Here is a 15,382-nt window from a genome sequence, read left to right as displayed (position 1 = left end):
AGGCACGCAGTGTCGTCTGGCCGGGGAAAGGCGTCGAAGGTTACGGCTTCTTCCGGATCAGCGCCAGGAACATCGCGTCTGTTTGATGCACGTGTGGCCACAGTTGGGCGGTCAACTCATGCCCGGCGCCAAGGCTGCCGGAAAGGCTGACTGCGTCCAAGGCCGCGCCGGCATCGATCTGCTCCAAATCGTCCCGTTTGCGCAGGACATCGCTGACGACGGCGGTGGTTTCGGCAGGGTGCGGAGAGCACGTCACGTACGCCACCACTCCGCCCGGTTTCACGGCGTCGATGGCAGAGTTGAGCAGTTCACGCTGCAGCGGACCGAGATCGGCGAGGTCCTTCGGGGTCCTACGCCAACGTGACTCCGGACGGCGGCGCAGTGCGCCGAGTCCGCTACAGGGAACGTCGACCAGCACACGATCGAAAGCCTCCGCTTGTTCCTTCCCGACGTCGCGGCCGTCGCCGACCCGGACGGTCCAGGCGTCCGCCGGAACCGCCGAGAGTGCCTGGCTGACCAGCTTTGCCCGGTGTTGGGCCGGTTCGTTTGCCAAGAGCGTGGCACCTTCCTGATGGGCGAGGGCGGCCAGCAACGCGGCCTTGCCACCCGGGCCCGCGCAAAGGTCCAGCCATTTCTCGCCACCCTTGGCGACATGCCCAAGGTCAACGCCCACGACGGCGCGGGCTACCAACTGGGATCCAACGTCCTGGACGCGCGTGGTGCCTTCGCGGATGGAAGACATCCGGCCGAGATCGCCGCCGCTCGACAGTGCCGAGTCGATCACGAGTTCGCCGGGAGTAGCCCCGCTCTCAAGTGCTTCATCGAGGCTGCCGATGCCGGGCAGCGCCACCAGGTTCACCACGGGGGCTGCGTTGTCCGCTTCGAGCAGTTCGGTGATTTCGCTCGCGGGGCGGCCATGCATGACGAGCGACTGGCGCAGCGCCCTGACGATCCATTCCGGGTGCGCATGGCGTACGGAGGCGATCTTGGTTTCGTCGGTCTCGTCTTCCAGCAGGTAGTCGAGCCACTCCGGCAGCGTCCTGGCAGTGACTTTTCGGAGCACTGCGTTAATGAGCGACGACGGGCCGGCTCCGATGACCGCGCGGGCCAGCCCTACCGTCTGGTCGAGTGCGGCGTGGGCAGGCACGCGCATGGCGAGCAGTTGGTGGGCACCAAGCCGCAACCCGTCAAGGACTGCCGGATCGAGTTGGTCAAGCGGCCGATCGACACATTTGGCGAGGACGGCGTCGTACATCCCCTGGCCGCGCAGGGCGCCGTAACTCAGCTCGGTGGCGAATCCGGCGTCGCGCTTGTCCAGGTGATGGTGGCGGATCCGTGAAGGCAGCACGAGGTTGGCGTATGCGTCTTCCGATGCGACCGCGCGCAGAACTTCGAAGGCCACCAATCGTGCCGGATCCGCGCGCCGGGTCCGCTGGGACGGTGCGTTTGCGGAGAAACCGCGCTGCGGACCCCGGTTGCGTTCACGACCTTGGGCGTTGCGGTTGCTCTCGCCGCGGGGACCCCGGTTGCCGTGACCTCCGCCGTCCATGTTCCCACTGTTGTTAGGGCCGCGACGGCCGGACTCACTCATTCGAATTCCACGCTTTCTGGTGTTGCCAAACCACGGGCCCAATCGGCCGACGGCATCATCTTCTTGCCTGCTGGCTGGATCCGCCCTAGCTGCACTGCATGGGATCCGGTCCCGACCAGGACGTTCTTACCGTCAACCCGAATCTGACCCGGCGCAAGATCGCGGGTGTCCGGGCGCATGCCCACCGGCTCGAGCTTAACCCGTTGCCCGTCGAGCATGGTCCAGGCTCCGGGTTCCGGCGTGACGCCGCGGGATCTGCGGTTGATTGCGAGGGCCGGTTGCGTCCAGTCGAGCCGGCCGTCGTCGAGCGCAAGTTTGGGGGCCAACGAGACATCGCCTTGTTGGGGCTGGGGCGTCGCTTTCCCGGCGTCGACGGCCGAGAGCGTCTGGCTCAGCAGGACCGCGCCGCTGAGCGAGAGCCTCTCCAGCAAGTCGCCCGCGGTGTCATCGGGCCGCACGATTTCCGTCAAGGTCCCGAAGACGGGTCCGGTGTCGAGTCCTTCCTCGAGGAGAAAGGTTGCCGCTCCGGTGATGTCGTCACCGGCGATGAGTGAACGCTGCACCGGTGCGGCGCCCCGCCACGCAGGGAGGAGGGAGAAGTGGAGGTTGATCCAACCATGGCGCGGCACCCCGAGCGCGGCCTTGGGGACCAGGCCCCCGTACGCGACAATCGCGGCGACGTCCGGCTCATATGACGCGATCCGCTCCGTGGTCTCGACGTCCACCTTGGAGGCGTGGATGATGTCGATGCCAAGTTCGGCCGCACGTGCTGCCACGGGGGACGGCGTCAGGATACGTTTTCGGCCCGTAGGAGCATCCGGCCTGGTCAACACGGCCACGATCTCGAAGCCTGCTTCGATCAATGCGTCAAGGGAAGGGATGGCTACGGCCGGGGTGCCGGCGAAAAGCACCCTCATTCGGCAGCCCCGAAACTGCCGAAGCTGGAGCCCACCGTGTTGGCCCGCTTGGCGGTGGTTTGTTCCGTGACGGAATGGTAGTTTGCCGCGCGGATGGCTCGGAGGGCGGTTTTGCGATCCTCCCCTTCCAAACGGTCCGTGAAAAGGATGCCATCCAGGTGGTCGGTTTCGTGCTGGAAACAGCGGGCGAGCATGCCCTCCGCCTCAACCGCGACGGGGTTGCCGTTGATATCCACACCCGTGACCCGAGTGGTCCTGCGGCGGCGAACCGGGAACGCGAGTCCGGGAATGGAGAGGCAGCCCTCTACTTCGTCGGGCTGGAAGTCATCGCTGTTCTCCAGCACGGGGTTGATGATGTGGCCTTCCACTCCGCCGATCCGGTAGGTGAAGACCCGCTGGCTGACGCCGATCTGCGGGGCGGCGAGGCCGGCCCCGTCCACGTCTTCCATGGTTTCGGTCATGTCCGACACGAGTTTGGCGAGCTCAGGCCCGAATTCCGTGACTGGATCAGCAACCGTGCGGAGCACGGGATCGCCGATTATACGGATACTCAAAATGGCCATGTGCTGTCTTTCCTCACGATCGGCAAAGCTTCGGTCCCGCAAAAGGGGGCCTAGTTCAGTTTAGTTGAGCCTGAGGGCGCCGCGATGGCGGGGTACGACGGCGGAGCTACCGGCAGCAGCGCCGTTCCGGCTGCGCCAACATCGGCAGACATCTCCCACACCCTCTTCAAGGCGCAGAACTTCCACCAGTGGTGCTTGAGAACGTCCGGATTGGCCCGCTGGGGACGTACTTCGGTTTCGCCGATGGCCACGGCAAGCAGAACAGGGTTCTCTCCGTATTTCCACGGCTCCCACTCCCCTGCCACCGGGTCCACAAGGCTTTCCTCGGCCTTCATCCCGGCCACCAATTGCATCACCACTTTGTCGTCGAGGGGTTTAACGGTTCCATCCCGAGTGGTGCCTTTGGTCTTGTAGTCGATCAAGCAGATCCGGCCGTTGATTTTGGCGACGAGGTCCAGTGTCCCGGCGTAACCGACGCTTGAGTTCCACACCGTGATTTCAGGTGCAATGGGCTCCACCCTGTATAACTCCCACCATTCGTCGAAGCGAGCCGCGAATGCTTCTTCGCCGTTTGAGGCAAGCTCTTCCCGGGCTTCCTTCGCTCGGTGCGGACGTCCGAGGGCCTGGAGGGCTACTTGTTCGCAGTAGTTATGGACGCGGTCGCCGCGGCGTGCGGCGTCGTCCCGGTAAACCTCGGCCGCTTTGGCTGCTTTGTTGACGGCCTGCCGCATCTTGGCAGGACTGGAGAGATGCTGTTGAAGTTCCGGGTCTTTCGCCAGGCTACTTGCACCCATGTAGCCGAACCAGCCGTCCAGGGAGTGGGCCTGCTGGCCGATCACCGTGGTGATGGAGGGGACTGAGAAGGACTCAGACGTGGACCGGGCATACATCCGGCCGTATTCGGTGGCGTGGGCAAGCAGTGGATCTGTCATGGGAAAACTCTTTCACACACCGCTGACAAGAAGATGCGGAATCGTCGTGACTAAACCGCGTAACGAATCAGGCACTCCCGCACGGCGCACCGGTTTCCTTGACCCGCGATGCCATAATTGGTCACGTCCTCGGATACGGGAGCGAACAATGGGCCTCGATATAACAACGCTGCGAGTGGCTCTTGGCGTGGTTGCTTTTACCCTGCTCCTCCTGTTCTACGCATCATTTCGGCGCACGCGGTCGTCCTACAACGGTTGGTGGTGCATCGCCCTCCTTTTCTTCCTTTCAGGGAACCTGGCCTTCCTTCTCAACGGGACACCGCATCAAGTCTGGGCAAATCCATCGGGAAACGTCCTCTTGGTGGGTGGAGCGTTCAGCGTGTGGACCGGCGCCCGTTCCCTGAGGAAGTTGCCGCCGCCAAGGTGGCAATTTGCCGCTGCATGCGGCGTCACTGCCCTTGCCTCTGCATTGGAAAGCCCCGGTTACAACACATGGTCCGGAGGCTTGGTGTATCTGGGATTCATGACGCTGGGCATCGCGCTGGCGTCCCGCGATCTGTGGTTGCTGGATTCCAGCTACTCCCATGTTCACAAATCGATGGCACTGGCCGCCGGATTCCTGGCGGCTTACTACTTCTGCCGCCTGTCCGTGTACCTCGTCGAAGGTCCAACCGGCCCAAGTTTCCGCTTGTATTTTGGCCCGGCCATGGCCAGCCTGGTCACGTTGATCCTCCTAGTTGCCGTGTCCTTCAGCATGACCGCCCTCAGCAACGACCAGTTGATCAACCGGCTAAGCGAACGGGCCGCCCTTGACAACCTGACCGGGCTCCTCAACCGTGGCACCTTCCTGGACTTGGCCACCAAGGAACTGCAGCGCCTGCACACCACAAGTTCAGTTGCTTCGCTGATTTTGGCTGACCTGGATCACTTCAAATCGATCAATGATGAGTACGGCCATCCTGCCGGTGACGCCGCGCTCCAGGCCTTCGCGGCCGCCTGCACGGAATCGGTCCGGTCCACCGACCTGGTGGGACGATACGGTGGCGAAGAGTTCATCCTTCTCCTGCCTGGAGCAAGCCAGGAGCGGGCTGAAAACATCGCTGCCGACATCAGCCGCGCCCTCGCGGAAACCAAAAGCCTCGCCGGCATGCAAATTCCAACGGCAAGCTACGGCGTTACCGCTAGCTCGCTCGACGGCGTCGACCTGTCCGCGATGATTGCTGCCGCAGATGCAGCCCTTTACCAAGCCAAGTCGCTCGGACGGAACCGTGTGGTCGGGGCAGCCCCTCATTCATGAGCGGGTCAGGGAACTCGCGGGCAACAACAGGAGGCCCTGCTTGCAACATGAACCATGTTTCAAGCAGGGCCTCCCTTGGTGGGCGATACTGGGTTCGAACCAGTGACCTCTTCGGTGTGAACGAAGCGCGCTACCACTGCGCCAATCGCCCGTGCACAAGAAGACTAACCGACCCCGGCCGGAATTCAAAAATCGGGAAAACGGCAGGAAAAGTCACTCGGAAACTCACCGGCCTCCTTGACGCATCGGACAGGGCAAGCCAGCTTCTCCACCGCTCAACACAGCCCCCGACGGGCGCGAAACTGCCGATGAATCACAGCCATGTAACTCGAATATTCCGCGCCAATTCAAGGAACTCGGGTCCATTGCTCACGATTCGGACCAAGCGATTTGGAGTTTGCCGGAACCTCCTATAGAGTTTTTACTCGTCGGAAAGCGACGGAATGCCCCCTGCGGGCAGCCCGCCGAATAAGACCATGCGGACGTAGCTCAGCTGGTAGAGCACCACCTTGCCAAGGTGGATGTCGCGAGTTCGAATCTCGTCGTCCGCTCGCAGGACACTGTCACGGCATTGACTTCTTGGAACCCCAGGAATCGTGCTTACACGGTGGGTTGGCCGAGAGGCGAGGCAGCGGCCTGCAAAGCCGTATACACGGGTTCGAATCCCGTACCCACCTCGGTGAAAACCTTGGTTTCCGGTCCAGGCCGGATAGCATTTGGGCGATTGGCGCAGCGGTAGCGCGCTTCCCTGACACGGAAGAGGTCACTGGTTCGATCCCAGTATCGCCCACCAAGGCAAGGCAACTTGCTTGTTGATGAACGTCGGGCCCAGGCCGGAATGGTCATCATGTGCGGACGTAGCTCAGCTGGTAGAGCACCACCTTGCCAAGGTGGATGTCGCGAGTTCGAATCTCGTCGTCCGCTCCAATCCTTCGATATCCGGCAATCGCCGGCATTCAGAACGGCACCACCATCCAAGCGGCTCCGCAGAGCTGCTTTTTTTGTGCCCGCGGCCGCGGCCCGCAGCAGCCGCCCAACGAAATGATCGGCAGAACTGATCAATATCACTCAGCAAAAATCACTTTATCCAATGTGATTGAGATCGCATACTTTTCTTCAGGTCCAATTCGTCCACGCCAACAGGCAGGAGTAAACGGTGAATCAACAAACACTCGTCCGTTCGATCATGAGGAAGAAACCCATTGACGACATCGAGGAGGAAAGCAAGCACAGCGGGCTCTTCAAGAGTCTGGGCCTCTGGCAACTCACGGCCATCGGCGTCGGCGGCATCATCGGCGTCGGGATCTTCTCCTTGGCCGGCCTGGTGGCCCATGGAAGCAAGGACACCCTAGGCGTCGGCCCCGCCGTGCTGGTCTCGTTCCTCGTGGCAGGCCTTGCCTCGGCAGCCGCGGCGCTTTCCTACGCAGAATTCGCTGGCATGATTCCTCGAGCCGGCTCGGCCTACACCTACGGCTACGTTGCACTGGGCGAGGTCATCGGCTGGTTCATCGGCTGGGACCTGCTGCTTGAGTACATCGCGATTGTCGCCGTCGTCGCGATCGGAATTTCCGGCTACTTTGATGCATTCCTGTCCGGGATCGGCATCCATATGCCCACATGGATGACTTCAACGGTGGACGAAGGCAAGGGCGGCGTCGTCAACCTGCCTGCCATCCTGGTCTGCCTGCTGGTGACCTGGATCCTGAGCCGTGGAACCAAGGCATTTGGCCGCTTCGAACTAGTGGCCGTGGCCATCAAGGTCGTCCTGATCCTCTTCATCATCGGCCTGGGCATTTTCTACATCAACACCAATAACTACAACCCGTTCATGCCCAGCGGCTTCGGTCCGGTACTGGCCGGCTCCGCCACCGTGTTCTTCGCGGTGTTCGGGTACGACGCCATGAGTACCGCGGCGGAAGAAGCCACGGATGGCAAAAAGCACATGCCGAAGGCCATTGTGCTGTCGCTTGTCATCGCCATGCTCCTCTACGTTGCGGCGACCCTGGTGCTCACCGGAATGCAGAACTACAAGGACATCAACCCCACCGCAGGTTTCGCTTCCGCCTTCACCGGCGTGGGACTGCCCGTCATCGCCACCATCATCTCGGTCTTCGCGGTCCTGTCCATCCTGACGGTGATGCTGACCTTCCTGTTGGGCGTCACACGCGTCTGGTTCTCGATGAGCCGCGATGGCCTGCTCCCGGGCTGGTTTGCCGGGACAGACAAGCACGGAACCCCACAGCGCGTCACCTGGATCGCGGGCATCGCCTCGGCCTTGCTCGCGGGCGTCTTTCCCATCAAAGCCGTTGCCGACCTGACCAATATCGGCATACTCGCGGCGTTTGTGGTGGTGTGCTTGGCCGTGATCGTCTTCCGCTACAAGAAGCCCGACGCTCCCCGCACTTTCAGGTTGCCCCTCATGCCACTGGTTCCGGCCTTCGGCGTCCTCGCCTCAGCCTTCCTCATGATCCAGTTGCACTGGGAAACCTGGCTGCGCTTTGTGGTGTGGCTGGTCATCGGCTTGGTGATCTACTTCGGCTATGGCCGGAAGAACTCGCTCATGAATCCGGACAGTCCGCGCCACCAACAGGTGTGACCCCTTCGAAGAAGAGCTTGACATCCCAGTCAAATTATCCCTTGGCACCTCCGAAGGTCTCGGGTTAGGATCGAGAACGGAGGAGCGAACTGGCTCCGCGATTGAAGGGAGGTGCCCGTGGGATTACTTGACGATCTGAAGGGCAAGGTTCAGGACCTCATCGGTGGCAAAGAAGAAGCCATCAAGGACGGCATCGAATAGGCCGGCGATTTCATCGCCGACTCGACCGGTGAAATCTCACCGATCAAGTAGATGCGGTTCAGAGAGCCGCTTCGGATTTCGTGGGCGACCTCGACGGGGACGCTGACAGGGTTCCGACCTATACCGCACCCCCCACTAATGAGGCTCCGTAGCCGGTTTCACCGGCCAGAGCTCCCGAATACAGCTACGTCAACGGGGCACCGGTCCCGCCGCGAGGCGCCGCCGGTGCCCTTGGCGTTTAACAACTGCTGCCTCGGCCGAGGAGCCTCGGCTCCGGTAACGTGAGGGACTATGCCAGCTTCACCTCTCCACACCGGGCAATCGCGTCAAGCTTTCGCTTCACGGCAGTTCTCCCGCCCTCTTGTGGCCGGAATCGTCACCGCGCTGGTCGGCTTCACTTCCTCCTTCGCTGTGGTGCTCGCGGGCCTGAGGGCCGTTGGTGCCACCCAGGAGCAAGCCGCAAGCGGGCTCCTTGCCCTCACCCTGACTTTCGGCGTCGGCGTGCTCTGGTTGTCCTGGTGGTCGCGTTTGCCGGTCACGCTCGCGTGGTCGACGCCGGGCGCCGCCTTGCTCGCGGGCGCCGGAACGCCCGACGGCGGGTGGCCGGCCGCCGTCGGCGCCTTCCTCATCGCTGGTGTTCTGATCGCCCTAACCGGGCTGATTCCACCCCTCGGCAGTCTGATCGCGAAGATTCCCACGGCCCTCGCCCAGGCAATGCTCGCCGGGGTTCTCCTGTCCCTCTGCCTTGCCCCTTTCAAAGCCTTGGGCACCGCTCCCCTGCTGGTGGCTCCTGTGATCCTGAGCTGGCTGATCATGATGAAGCTGGCACCGCGCTGGTCCGTCCCCGTGGCGCTGCTGGTGGCCCTCGCCGTCATTGCTTTCTACATCGTGCTGAACGGCGTGAGTATTCCTGCGGACCGCCTCCTGCCCGAGTTGCACTGGACAACCCCCGCTCTCACGCTCAGCAGCGCAGCTGGCATCGCCCTGCCATTGTTCATTGTCACCATGGCATCCCAGAACATTCCGGGGGTGGCCGTACTGAAGTCCTTCGGCTACACGGTCCCCTGGCGCCAGTCGATGCTGGTGACCGGGGCAGGAACAGCGCTCGGGGCACCCTTTGGCGGGCATGCGATCAACCTGGCCGCGCTAAGCGCTGCTCTGGCGGCTGGAGAAGAGGCTGGCGAGGACCGGGGCCGGCGGTGGATCGCGGCCTTCACGTCAGGCCTTGCCTACCTCGTCCTCGCAGCTTTTTCAGCAGCTCTCGTGACCGTCGTAGCGGCGGCACCGCCGGGGCTCTTGGAAGCTGTCGCAGGCTTGGCCCTCCTGGGCACGATGGCCTCTGCCATCGCTTCGGCGCTGGCCGTCGCCGAGGAGCGCATCGGAGCGTCGGTGACGTTCCTGATCGCTGCGTCGGGCCTCAGTTTCGCGGGGATCGGCGCTGCGTTCTGGGCACTGGCCGCCGGAATCCTGGTGCGTTGGGCACTCAAAGAGCGGGAACCCGCTCCCTAAGAGGGTTCGTGGTTTTGGCCCTCACGCGCCAGAGCGGTCAGACGGGACACGGCGCGGAAGTACTTCTTCATGTAACCGCCGGTCATCATGTCCTCGGTGAAGAGCTTGTCGAAAGGCACACCGCTGGCAAGGATCGGGACGTCCTTGTCGTACAAACGGTCTGCCAGCACCACGAAGCGCAGGGCAACAGCCTGCTCGGTGATGGTTTCCACATCCCGCCAGACGACGGCATCGATTCCTGCGATCAGCTTGCGATAGCGGCTGGGGTGGACACCGGCAAGATGGTCGATCAAACCCCGGAAGTCGTCTACGGCCACGGTCTGGCCATCGAATTCGGCGTGCATCTGACGCTTGAGGTCCTGGGTCTTCAGCGGTGCCGGCGCAGCGGGCAATCCGCGGTGCCGGAAGTCTTCGCCGTCGATCCTGACAACTTCGAACTGGTCGGCGAGGACCTGAATCTCCCGCTGGAAGTCGACGGCGGCAAATCGTCCGTCGCCCAGTGAACCCGGCAAAGTGTTGGACGTGGCGGCGAGCTTGACACCGGCGTCGGCGAGTTCACGCATGAGGCGGGACATCAGTACCGTGTCGCCTGGATCGTCGAGCTCGAACTCGTCAATGCAGACCAGCTTGTAGCTGCTCAAAGCCTCCACGGTCTTGCGGAAGGACAGGGCGCCCACCAGGTTGGTGTACTCCACGAACGTTCCGAAGGCTTTCGGCCCCGGAGCCGAGTGCCACAGGGAAGCCAGCAGGTGGGTCTTTCCAACGCCGAATCCGCCGTCGAGATAGATGCCAGCCCGGCCGTTGACCTTCTTGCCGAAAAGCCGCTTGAACAGGCCGTCGCCATCACCGGCTCCTACCGTCGCCCCAAACACCTCCAGGGCCTTGACTGCCGCCGCCTGGCTCGGCTGGTTAGGATCCGGCCGGTAGCTGTTGAAGGAGACCTCTCCGAACCGTGGCGAAGGGTAAAAGCCTTTGAGAATCTCATCCGCAGAGACCGCCGGCGTGCGCGCGGCGAGCTGTTCGATCTGTACCAAGGCGGTCCGTTCTTTGTGTCGTAAGTCCCCAGCAAGAATACCGGCAATGGCATGGCCCTGGCGGACACGTGATGAAGGCCATATTTCACCATGTGAACGAGGAGGAGCTTTAGTCCCTCGCCCTCGATAATGTGGGATTAATGCCGGGCACGTCCTATCGCCCGGCGCCGCCCGGTGTCAGTGAAAGTGTCAGTGAAAGGCCATTCCAATGTCCTACCCCGTTGAACAGAACGAGAAGTTCGCCGCGTACGCCCACCCCGAGCGGCTGGTGTCCACCGAATGGCTTGCCGCAGCCCTGGAAGGCGGCGCACTCGGCGACGGCAAACTGGTGGTTGTCGAATCCGACGAAGACGTCCTCCTGTACGAAACAGGCCACATCCCGGGCGCAGTCAAGATTGATTGGCACACGGATCTGAACGATGAAGTCACCCGCGACTACGTCGACGGTGCGGCGTTCGCAGTGCTGGCAGCCGCCAAGGGAATCTCACGTGAGACCACCGTGGTGATCTACGGCGACAAATCCAACTGGTGGGCCGCCTATGCCCTCTGGGTTTTCACGCTCTTCGGCCACGAAGACGTCCGGCTCCTGGACGGTGGCCGGGACAAGTGGATCGCCGAAGGCCGTGATATCAGCACCGATGTCCCCCAGCCCACACCGAGCGAGTACCCCACTATCGAACGGAACGACGCCCCGATCCGCGCGTTCAAGGATGACGTCCTGGCTCACTTTGGAAAGCCGCTGATTGACGTCCGCTCCCCCGAGGAATACACGGGACAGCGCACGCACATGCCGGCCTACCCCGAAGAGGGCGCCCTGCGCGGCGGCCACATTCCCACCGCGGCTTCCATCCCGTGGGCACGCGCCGCGGCCGAGGACGGTACGTACCGCAACCGCACGGAACTTGAGGCTCTTTACCTCGGCGAAGCCGGCCTCACCGAGGGCGACGACGTCGTGGCGTACTGCCGTATCGGCGAGCGTTCCAGCCACACCTGGTTCGCCCTGAAGTACCTGCTCGGCTTCGAAACGGTCCGCAACTACGACGGTTCCTGGACCGAATGGGGCAATGCCGTCCGCGTCCCGATCGTCAAGGGAGCCGAACGGGGTACCGTCCCTCTACTTGCCGGAAAGTAGTCCGATGTCTCCGGCCGGCGCCATATTGAAGTAACGGGCGCCGGACCGGCCCTGACTTGCGTAAGCTGGAAGTGATGAGTACCAATACCTTGCCCGCCGCATTGGCGGAAATTGTCGATGACTTCCAGGCGCTAACCGAGCCGGACCGCCTGCAGTTGTTGCTTGAGTTCTCCCGTGGACTCCCGGCCCTGCCGGATCGGCTGCTGGACCACCCTGAGCTCCTGGAGCGGGTGGTGGAGTGCCAGTCGCCACTTTTCCTGACCATTGAACAGGAAAGGAACCCCGACGGCGTCGCCTACCGTTTGTTCTTCAAGGCACCGCCGGAGGCGCCCACCACGCGCGGCTTTGCGGGCGTTTTGCACGAAGGCCTGGACGGGCTGACTGCCGCCCAGATCCTGGCTGTTCCGGATGACATGCCGGAACTGCTGGGCCTCACCCGGGCAATCACACCGTTGCGCATGCGTGGCATGACGGCCATGCTGGGGCGGATCAAGCGCAAAGTCGCCGCGGCGGACCGCTTGCTGTCCTGATCCGGGATACTACCGAGAATGGCCAAGAAACAGGCTTCACAGGGAACGCCGGCCACAGCCGTACTGGCTGCGGCCGGCGTTCCTTTCACCCTGCACCCGTACACGCACGATCCGTCGGCAGCCAGCTACGGACTTGAAGCGGCCGAGGTCCTGGGAATCGATCCCGATCGGGTGTTCAAGACTTTGATGGTGGACGTCGAAGGCAAGCTTGCAGTGGGCATCGTTCCGGTCAGTGGAAGCCTTGATCTCAAAGCGCTCGCCGCCGCGCTCGGATCGAAGAAGGCCACCATGGCCGATCCCAAGGCGGCCGAGCGACGCACCGGCTACGTACTGGGCGGGATTTCGCCGCTTGGCCAACGTCAGTCTTCACCCACGGTGCTCGACGAATCCGCGTTAGCCTTCGGGACAGTCCTTGTTTCCGGTGGACGGCGCGGCCTGGACATCGAACTGGACCCTGCGGACCTGATCCGGCTCACGAACGCCCGGACTGCCCCGATCGGGAGCCACTAGCAAACGCTCGGGTACCCACAGGCGGCTGAGCTCCCGGCTGCAGGTCAATCGGACGCCGGCCCGCCTCGTGGCGCGAGCCTCGGCGCCAACCACGAGCGAACCAGCCGCTCCCACTTCTGCGGATCCACATTCCACTCTTTGGTGTGTCGGGCTCCTTCAAAGGCTTCAAAAGTGACCATGTCCGGATTCTTTTCGGCGAGACTGGCCGAAGGTCCGTACGGAACGTACTCATCGTCCACACTGTGGATCACCAGCGTCGGTGTACGAAGTTCGACGGCACGCGAATCCCAGTCCATTGCCTTCAAGTCAACGGGAGCGGCGAGGCCCGTGATGCGCCGGCCAAGGGGGTGCGCCAACATCAGCTGCCCGTAGCGACCCACCGCGTAGGGAATCCTGTTGATTTGCGCGTGGTGCGCAAGGACGTTGACCCAATTGATCACCGGCGCGTCCAAAACCATGGCCCTGATGACATGGCGATGGTGGGAAAGGTCGGCCGTCTGCAGGCAGATTGCACCGCCCATCGACCACCCGAACAGGACCACCTCATGCGCGCCACGGGCGAGTGCGTGCTCAATGGCGGCATCGACGTCGCGCCACTCCGTGGACCCCAAGCCGTAACGCCCGTCCGGGGCAGACGGTGCCAAGCCGTCGTTCCGGTAGGAAACCAGCAGGCTGTCGAGTCCGAGTTCGCGCGCGGTGCGCACGGCGCGCAGGCCTTCGAGGCGCGTAGCACCCCGGCCATGGACCATGATGGCCCACACCTTCGCGGGCTTCCCCGCGCCGGAAGGGATCAGCCAAGCCGGGGCTTGGCCGCCCTCGACGTCAATCTGTACGTCTTCGGAGTCCAAGCCAAGTGCCGCCGGGGAGTTGTAGACCGCACCGCTCCACCATCCACGACGGGCCGTAGACAGATCCCCGCTGTAGACTTCCTCGACTTCGCGCTGCACAGTGCGCTCTGCGGGCGAATATGACACGATCCGGCCGATCCGCGCGAACCCTGTCCCCCCGGCAAAAAAGAGGCTGAACACTCCGTCGATCGTGGTGTCCGGGGTAGCTGCGAGGATGATCTGAAGTCCGTTGTCACCGCGCACCACCGCCAGCACTTCCTGATCCGCCTCGCGTACTGAAGGGGTGATGACGCGCCGGGCGAAATAGGCTGCGAGCGCCGAAGATCCCGCGCCCAGCAGGCCCGCAATACCGCTTCCAGCAATGATCCCCCCGACAGCCCATTTGGCGGGGACAGACATTTTCGCACCGTTCACTACGGCTGGGGCAGGTGGGGTCTTGGATGCCATGTGACCATTGTCCCCGTTACGGGGCTGTCACTTGAACAGCACCGACTGTCAGCGTTGCGTCCCGGCTGGCACAGCCACCGCGACGCAGCGGCGAGAACAGAATTGCCGGTGCGAATCCGTGCCACCCTGTGCGCCTCAGGTCTACGCTGTAGCCATGAGTGATCCAATCGTCATCCTTACCGAAGAGCCTCTCGGCCCGGACGAACGCGCCAATATTGCCAAACTGCTCGACGGCGGCGACTCGCCCCTGGTGGTGCTGGTGCCGGCGAACACCGAAAGGCATTTGCTGGTCGACTTCCTCGAAAACCTTTCGATGCTCGAACTAGCCAAAGCCTTCCGGGACCTTGTCGCACAGGCACCGGATCCCCAGTCGGAGCGGGCGCAGGCCGCGGAGGCCTTGTCCGCGTCGCTCGCTACCTTGGAGGGGCTAGGTGGCGGGGTCACAGGTGAAATCGTCGACGGCGGTGCGGTTGCCGGCCTGGTGTCCAAGGTCAAGGCGCTGAATGCCGCACAGGCAGTGGTGGTCACCCGTCCACACGCTATTGCAGATACCTTCCACACAGATTGGGCGAACAAGGCCCAGGACCAGTTGGGCCTGCCCGTGCTGCATCTTTACGCTGGCTCGGGATTTATCGGTGACTCGTGAACGTTGAGAGAACATGACCACTGCAGATAACAGGAAGTACTTCCAAGCCGCGGACCCCTTGGCCGGGGTTCCTCTCCAGGAGGTTCCGAAGGACGGGCAATGCGTGGAGAAAACCGAGGCGGAGTGGCGCGAAGAGCTGACCCCGGAAGAGTTCAGGGTCCTGCGCCAGGCCGGTACGGAACGCCCGTATGCGGGTGAATATTGGGACACACATACCGCCGGGGTGTACCAATGCCGGGCCTGCGGCGCGGAGCTTTTCACCAGCAACGAGAAATTCGATTCGCATTGCGGTTGGCCGTCGTTTTGGGCACCTCTCGCCGAGGGCACCGTCAGGTACATCCATGACCGTACTTTGGGCATGGAACGCGTAGAGGTCCGATGCGCCAATTGCGATTCTCACTTGGGCCACGTTTTCGATGGCGAGGGCTACGGCACGCCGACTGACCAGCGGTACTGCATTAATTCCGTTTCGCTCAAGCTCGTCGAGGCCCCCACATCGCAGTAAGGTCGGCACAGCGCAGTAAGGCACCGGCGGTCCCCACGGCCAGCCCTCCCCGGGCTGGATCTTCCGGGGGCCGCCGGAACCACTTGCACAAGAGCTTCTTATGCTCGGGCATCTTTTGAATTAG

At 62.9% G+C, this 15,382-nt stretch carries 14 protein-coding genes and 5 tRNA genes; 12 read left to right on the top strand and 7 right to left on the bottom strand.

Features of this window, described 5'->3' with window-relative positions; translation table 11 throughout:
- Positions 1-40: 40 nt before the first annotated feature.
- From LFT43_RS08060 to LFT43_RS08045, 4 genes are read right to left on the bottom strand one after another with little or no spacing between them, the layout of a single operon-like run.
- The gene (locus tag LFT43_RS08060; protein ID WP_395802080.1) at positions 41-1,591 is read right to left on the bottom strand and encodes an RsmB/NOP family class I SAM-dependent RNA methyltransferase; all 1,551 of its coding nucleotides are present in this window, start codon (positions 1,589-1,591) and stop codon (positions 41-43) included.
- Positions 1,588-2,508, bottom strand: coding sequence for a methionyl-tRNA formyltransferase (fmt, locus tag LFT43_RS08055; protein ID WP_395802078.1), 921 nt, complete (start codon positions 2,506-2,508; stop codon positions 1,588-1,590). The genes LFT43_RS08060 and fmt overlap by 4 nt, the downstream gene beginning before the upstream one ends.
- Complete coding sequence (gene def / locus LFT43_RS08050) at positions 2,505-3,071, bottom strand: peptide deformylase (protein ID WP_395802076.1); 567 nt, start codon at positions 3,069-3,071, stop codon at positions 2,505-2,507. The genes fmt and def overlap by 4 nt, the downstream gene beginning before the upstream one ends.
- Before the next feature lie 50 nt (positions 3,072-3,121).
- Complete coding sequence (locus LFT43_RS08045; RefSeq protein WP_395802074.1) at positions 3,122-4,003, bottom strand: cytochrome; 882 nt, start codon at positions 4,001-4,003, stop codon at positions 3,122-3,124.
- Between the two features lie 148 nt (positions 4,004-4,151).
- On the opposite strand from LFT43_RS08045, the gene LFT43_RS08040 reads away from it, so the two are divergent.
- Positions 4,152-5,300: a GGDEF domain-containing protein gene (locus tag LFT43_RS08040; protein ID WP_395802072.1), complete on the top strand. Its 1,149-nt coding sequence runs from the start codon at positions 4,152-4,154 to the stop codon at positions 5,298-5,300.
- A 76-nt stretch (positions 5,301-5,376) separates the two neighbouring features.
- Here LFT43_RS08040 and LFT43_RS08035 read toward each other — a convergent pair.
- Positions 5,377-5,451 (bottom strand) — tRNA-Val (locus LFT43_RS08035).
- A 327-nt stretch (positions 5,452-5,778) separates the two neighbouring features.
- Here LFT43_RS08035 and LFT43_RS08030 point away from each other — a divergent pair.
- The 6 genes from LFT43_RS08030 to LFT43_RS08005 all read left to right on the top strand — a co-directional run bounded on the left by LFT43_RS08030 (position 5,779) and on the right by LFT43_RS08005 (position 9,606).
- A tRNA-Gly gene (locus tag LFT43_RS08030) sits at positions 5,779-5,851 on the top strand.
- 55 nt (positions 5,852-5,906) lie between these two features.
- A tRNA-Cys gene (locus tag LFT43_RS08025) sits at positions 5,907-5,977 on the top strand.
- 41 nt (positions 5,978-6,018) lie between these two features.
- Positions 6,019-6,093 (top strand) — tRNA-Val (locus LFT43_RS08020).
- A gap of 58 nt (positions 6,094-6,151) precedes the next feature.
- Positions 6,152-6,227: transfer RNA gene (locus LFT43_RS08015), tRNA-Gly, on the top strand.
- A 259-nt stretch (positions 6,228-6,486) separates the two neighbouring features.
- Positions 6,487-7,896 carry an amino acid permease gene (locus tag LFT43_RS08010; protein WP_395802965.1) on the top strand — a complete coding sequence of 470 codons (1,410 nt, stop codon included), beginning with the start codon at positions 6,487-6,489 and terminating at the stop codon, positions 7,894-7,896.
- A 492-nt stretch (positions 7,897-8,388) separates the two neighbouring features.
- Positions 8,389-9,606 (top strand): benzoate/H(+) symporter BenE family transporter, encoded by a 1,218-nt coding sequence (locus LFT43_RS08005; RefSeq protein ID WP_395802070.1) that lies wholly within the window; start codon positions 8,389-8,391, stop codon positions 9,604-9,606.
- Here LFT43_RS08005 and zapE read toward each other — a convergent pair.
- Positions 9,603-10,640, bottom strand: a complete 1,038-nt coding sequence (zapE, locus tag LFT43_RS08000) for a cell division protein ZapE (protein ID WP_395802068.1) — start codon at positions 10,638-10,640, stop codon at positions 9,603-9,605. The two genes, LFT43_RS08005 and zapE, sit on opposite strands and share 4 nt — an antisense overlap.
- A gap of 208 nt (positions 10,641-10,848) precedes the next feature.
- Here zapE and LFT43_RS07995 point away from each other — a divergent pair, with 208 nt between their 5' ends.
- The 3 genes from LFT43_RS07995 to ybaK all read left to right on the top strand — a co-directional run bounded on the left by LFT43_RS07995 (position 10,849) and on the right by ybaK (position 12,812).
- Entirely contained in the window at positions 10,849-11,772 is a 924-nt protein-coding gene (locus tag LFT43_RS07995) for a sulfurtransferase (protein ID WP_395802066.1), read from the top strand.
- Positions 11,773-11,846: 74 nt separating this feature from the next.
- Positions 11,847-12,302: a SufE family protein gene (locus LFT43_RS07990; RefSeq protein WP_395802064.1), complete on the top strand. Its 456-nt coding sequence runs from the start codon at positions 11,847-11,849 to the stop codon at positions 12,300-12,302.
- A gap of 18 nt (positions 12,303-12,320) precedes the next feature.
- Positions 12,321-12,812, top strand: a complete 492-nt coding sequence (gene ybaK / locus LFT43_RS07985; protein ID WP_395802062.1) for a Cys-tRNA(Pro) deacylase — start codon at positions 12,321-12,323, stop codon at positions 12,810-12,812.
- 44 nt (positions 12,813-12,856) lie between these two features.
- Here the strand turns inward: ybaK and LFT43_RS07980 are convergent, their stop codons facing one another.
- Positions 12,857-14,107, bottom strand: a complete 1,251-nt coding sequence (locus tag LFT43_RS07980) for an alpha/beta hydrolase family protein (protein WP_395802060.1) — start codon at positions 14,105-14,107, stop codon at positions 12,857-12,859.
- A gap of 154 nt (positions 14,108-14,261) precedes the next feature.
- Between LFT43_RS07980 and LFT43_RS07975 the strand changes: the two genes are divergently transcribed.
- Together LFT43_RS07975 and msrB are read left to right on the top strand one after the other, a co-directional pair.
- Complete coding sequence (locus tag LFT43_RS07975; protein WP_395802058.1) at positions 14,262-14,753, top strand: hypothetical protein; 492 nt, start codon at positions 14,262-14,264, stop codon at positions 14,751-14,753.
- Between the two features lie 13 nt (positions 14,754-14,766).
- Positions 14,767-15,258: a peptide-methionine (R)-S-oxide reductase MsrB gene (gene msrB / locus LFT43_RS07970; protein ID WP_395802056.1), complete on the top strand. Its 492-nt coding sequence runs from the start codon at positions 14,767-14,769 to the stop codon at positions 15,256-15,258.
- Positions 15,259-15,382: the final 124 nt, after the last annotated feature.

The organism is Arthrobacter sp. FW306-04-A (genome assembly GCF_044358315.1).
In the GTDB taxonomy this organism is placed as follows: Bacteria; Actinomycetota; Actinomycetes; order Actinomycetales; family Micrococcaceae; genus Arthrobacter.
The sequence above is the reverse complement of the archived record's forward strand: the minus strand, read 5'-3'. Positions and strand labels throughout refer to the sequence as shown.

Coding starts and splice junctions, on each gene's coding strand:
- LFT43_RS08060 (WP_395802080.1), bottom strand. CDS start 1,591: ATGAGTGAGTCCGGCCGTCGCGGCCCTAACAACAGTGGGAACATGGAC.
- fmt (WP_395802078.1), bottom strand. CDS start 2,508: ATGAGGGTGCTTTTCGCCGGCACCCCGGCCGTAGCCATCCCTTCCCTT.
- def (WP_395802076.1), bottom strand. CDS start 3,071: ATGGCCATTTTGAGTATCCGTATAATCGGCGATCCCGTGCTCCGCACG.
- LFT43_RS08045 (WP_395802074.1), bottom strand. CDS start 4,003: ATGACAGATCCACTGCTTGCCCACGCCACCGAATACGGCCGGATGTAT.
- LFT43_RS08040 (WP_395802072.1), top strand. CDS start 4,152: ATGGGCCTCGATATAACAACGCTGCGAGTGGCTCTTGGCGTGGTTGCT.
- LFT43_RS08010 (WP_395802965.1), top strand. CDS start 6,487: ATGAGGAAGAAACCCATTGACGACATCGAGGAGGAAAGCAAGCACAGC.
- LFT43_RS08005 (WP_395802070.1), top strand. CDS start 8,389: ATGCCAGCTTCACCTCTCCACACCGGGCAATCGCGTCAAGCTTTCGCT.
- LFT43_RS07995 (WP_395802066.1), top strand. CDS start 10,849: ATGTCCTACCCCGTTGAACAGAACGAGAAGTTCGCCGCGTACGCCCAC.
- LFT43_RS07990 (WP_395802064.1), top strand. CDS start 11,847: ATGAGTACCAATACCTTGCCCGCCGCATTGGCGGAAATTGTCGATGAC.
- ybaK (WP_395802062.1), top strand. CDS start 12,321: ATGGCCAAGAAACAGGCTTCACAGGGAACGCCGGCCACAGCCGTACTG.
- LFT43_RS07980 (WP_395802060.1), bottom strand. CDS start 14,107: ATGGCATCCAAGACCCCACCTGCCCCAGCCGTAGTGAACGGTGCGAAA.
- LFT43_RS07975 (WP_395802058.1), top strand. CDS start 14,262: ATGAGTGATCCAATCGTCATCCTTACCGAAGAGCCTCTCGGCCCGGAC.
- msrB (WP_395802056.1), top strand. CDS start 14,767: ATGACCACTGCAGATAACAGGAAGTACTTCCAAGCCGCGGACCCCTTG.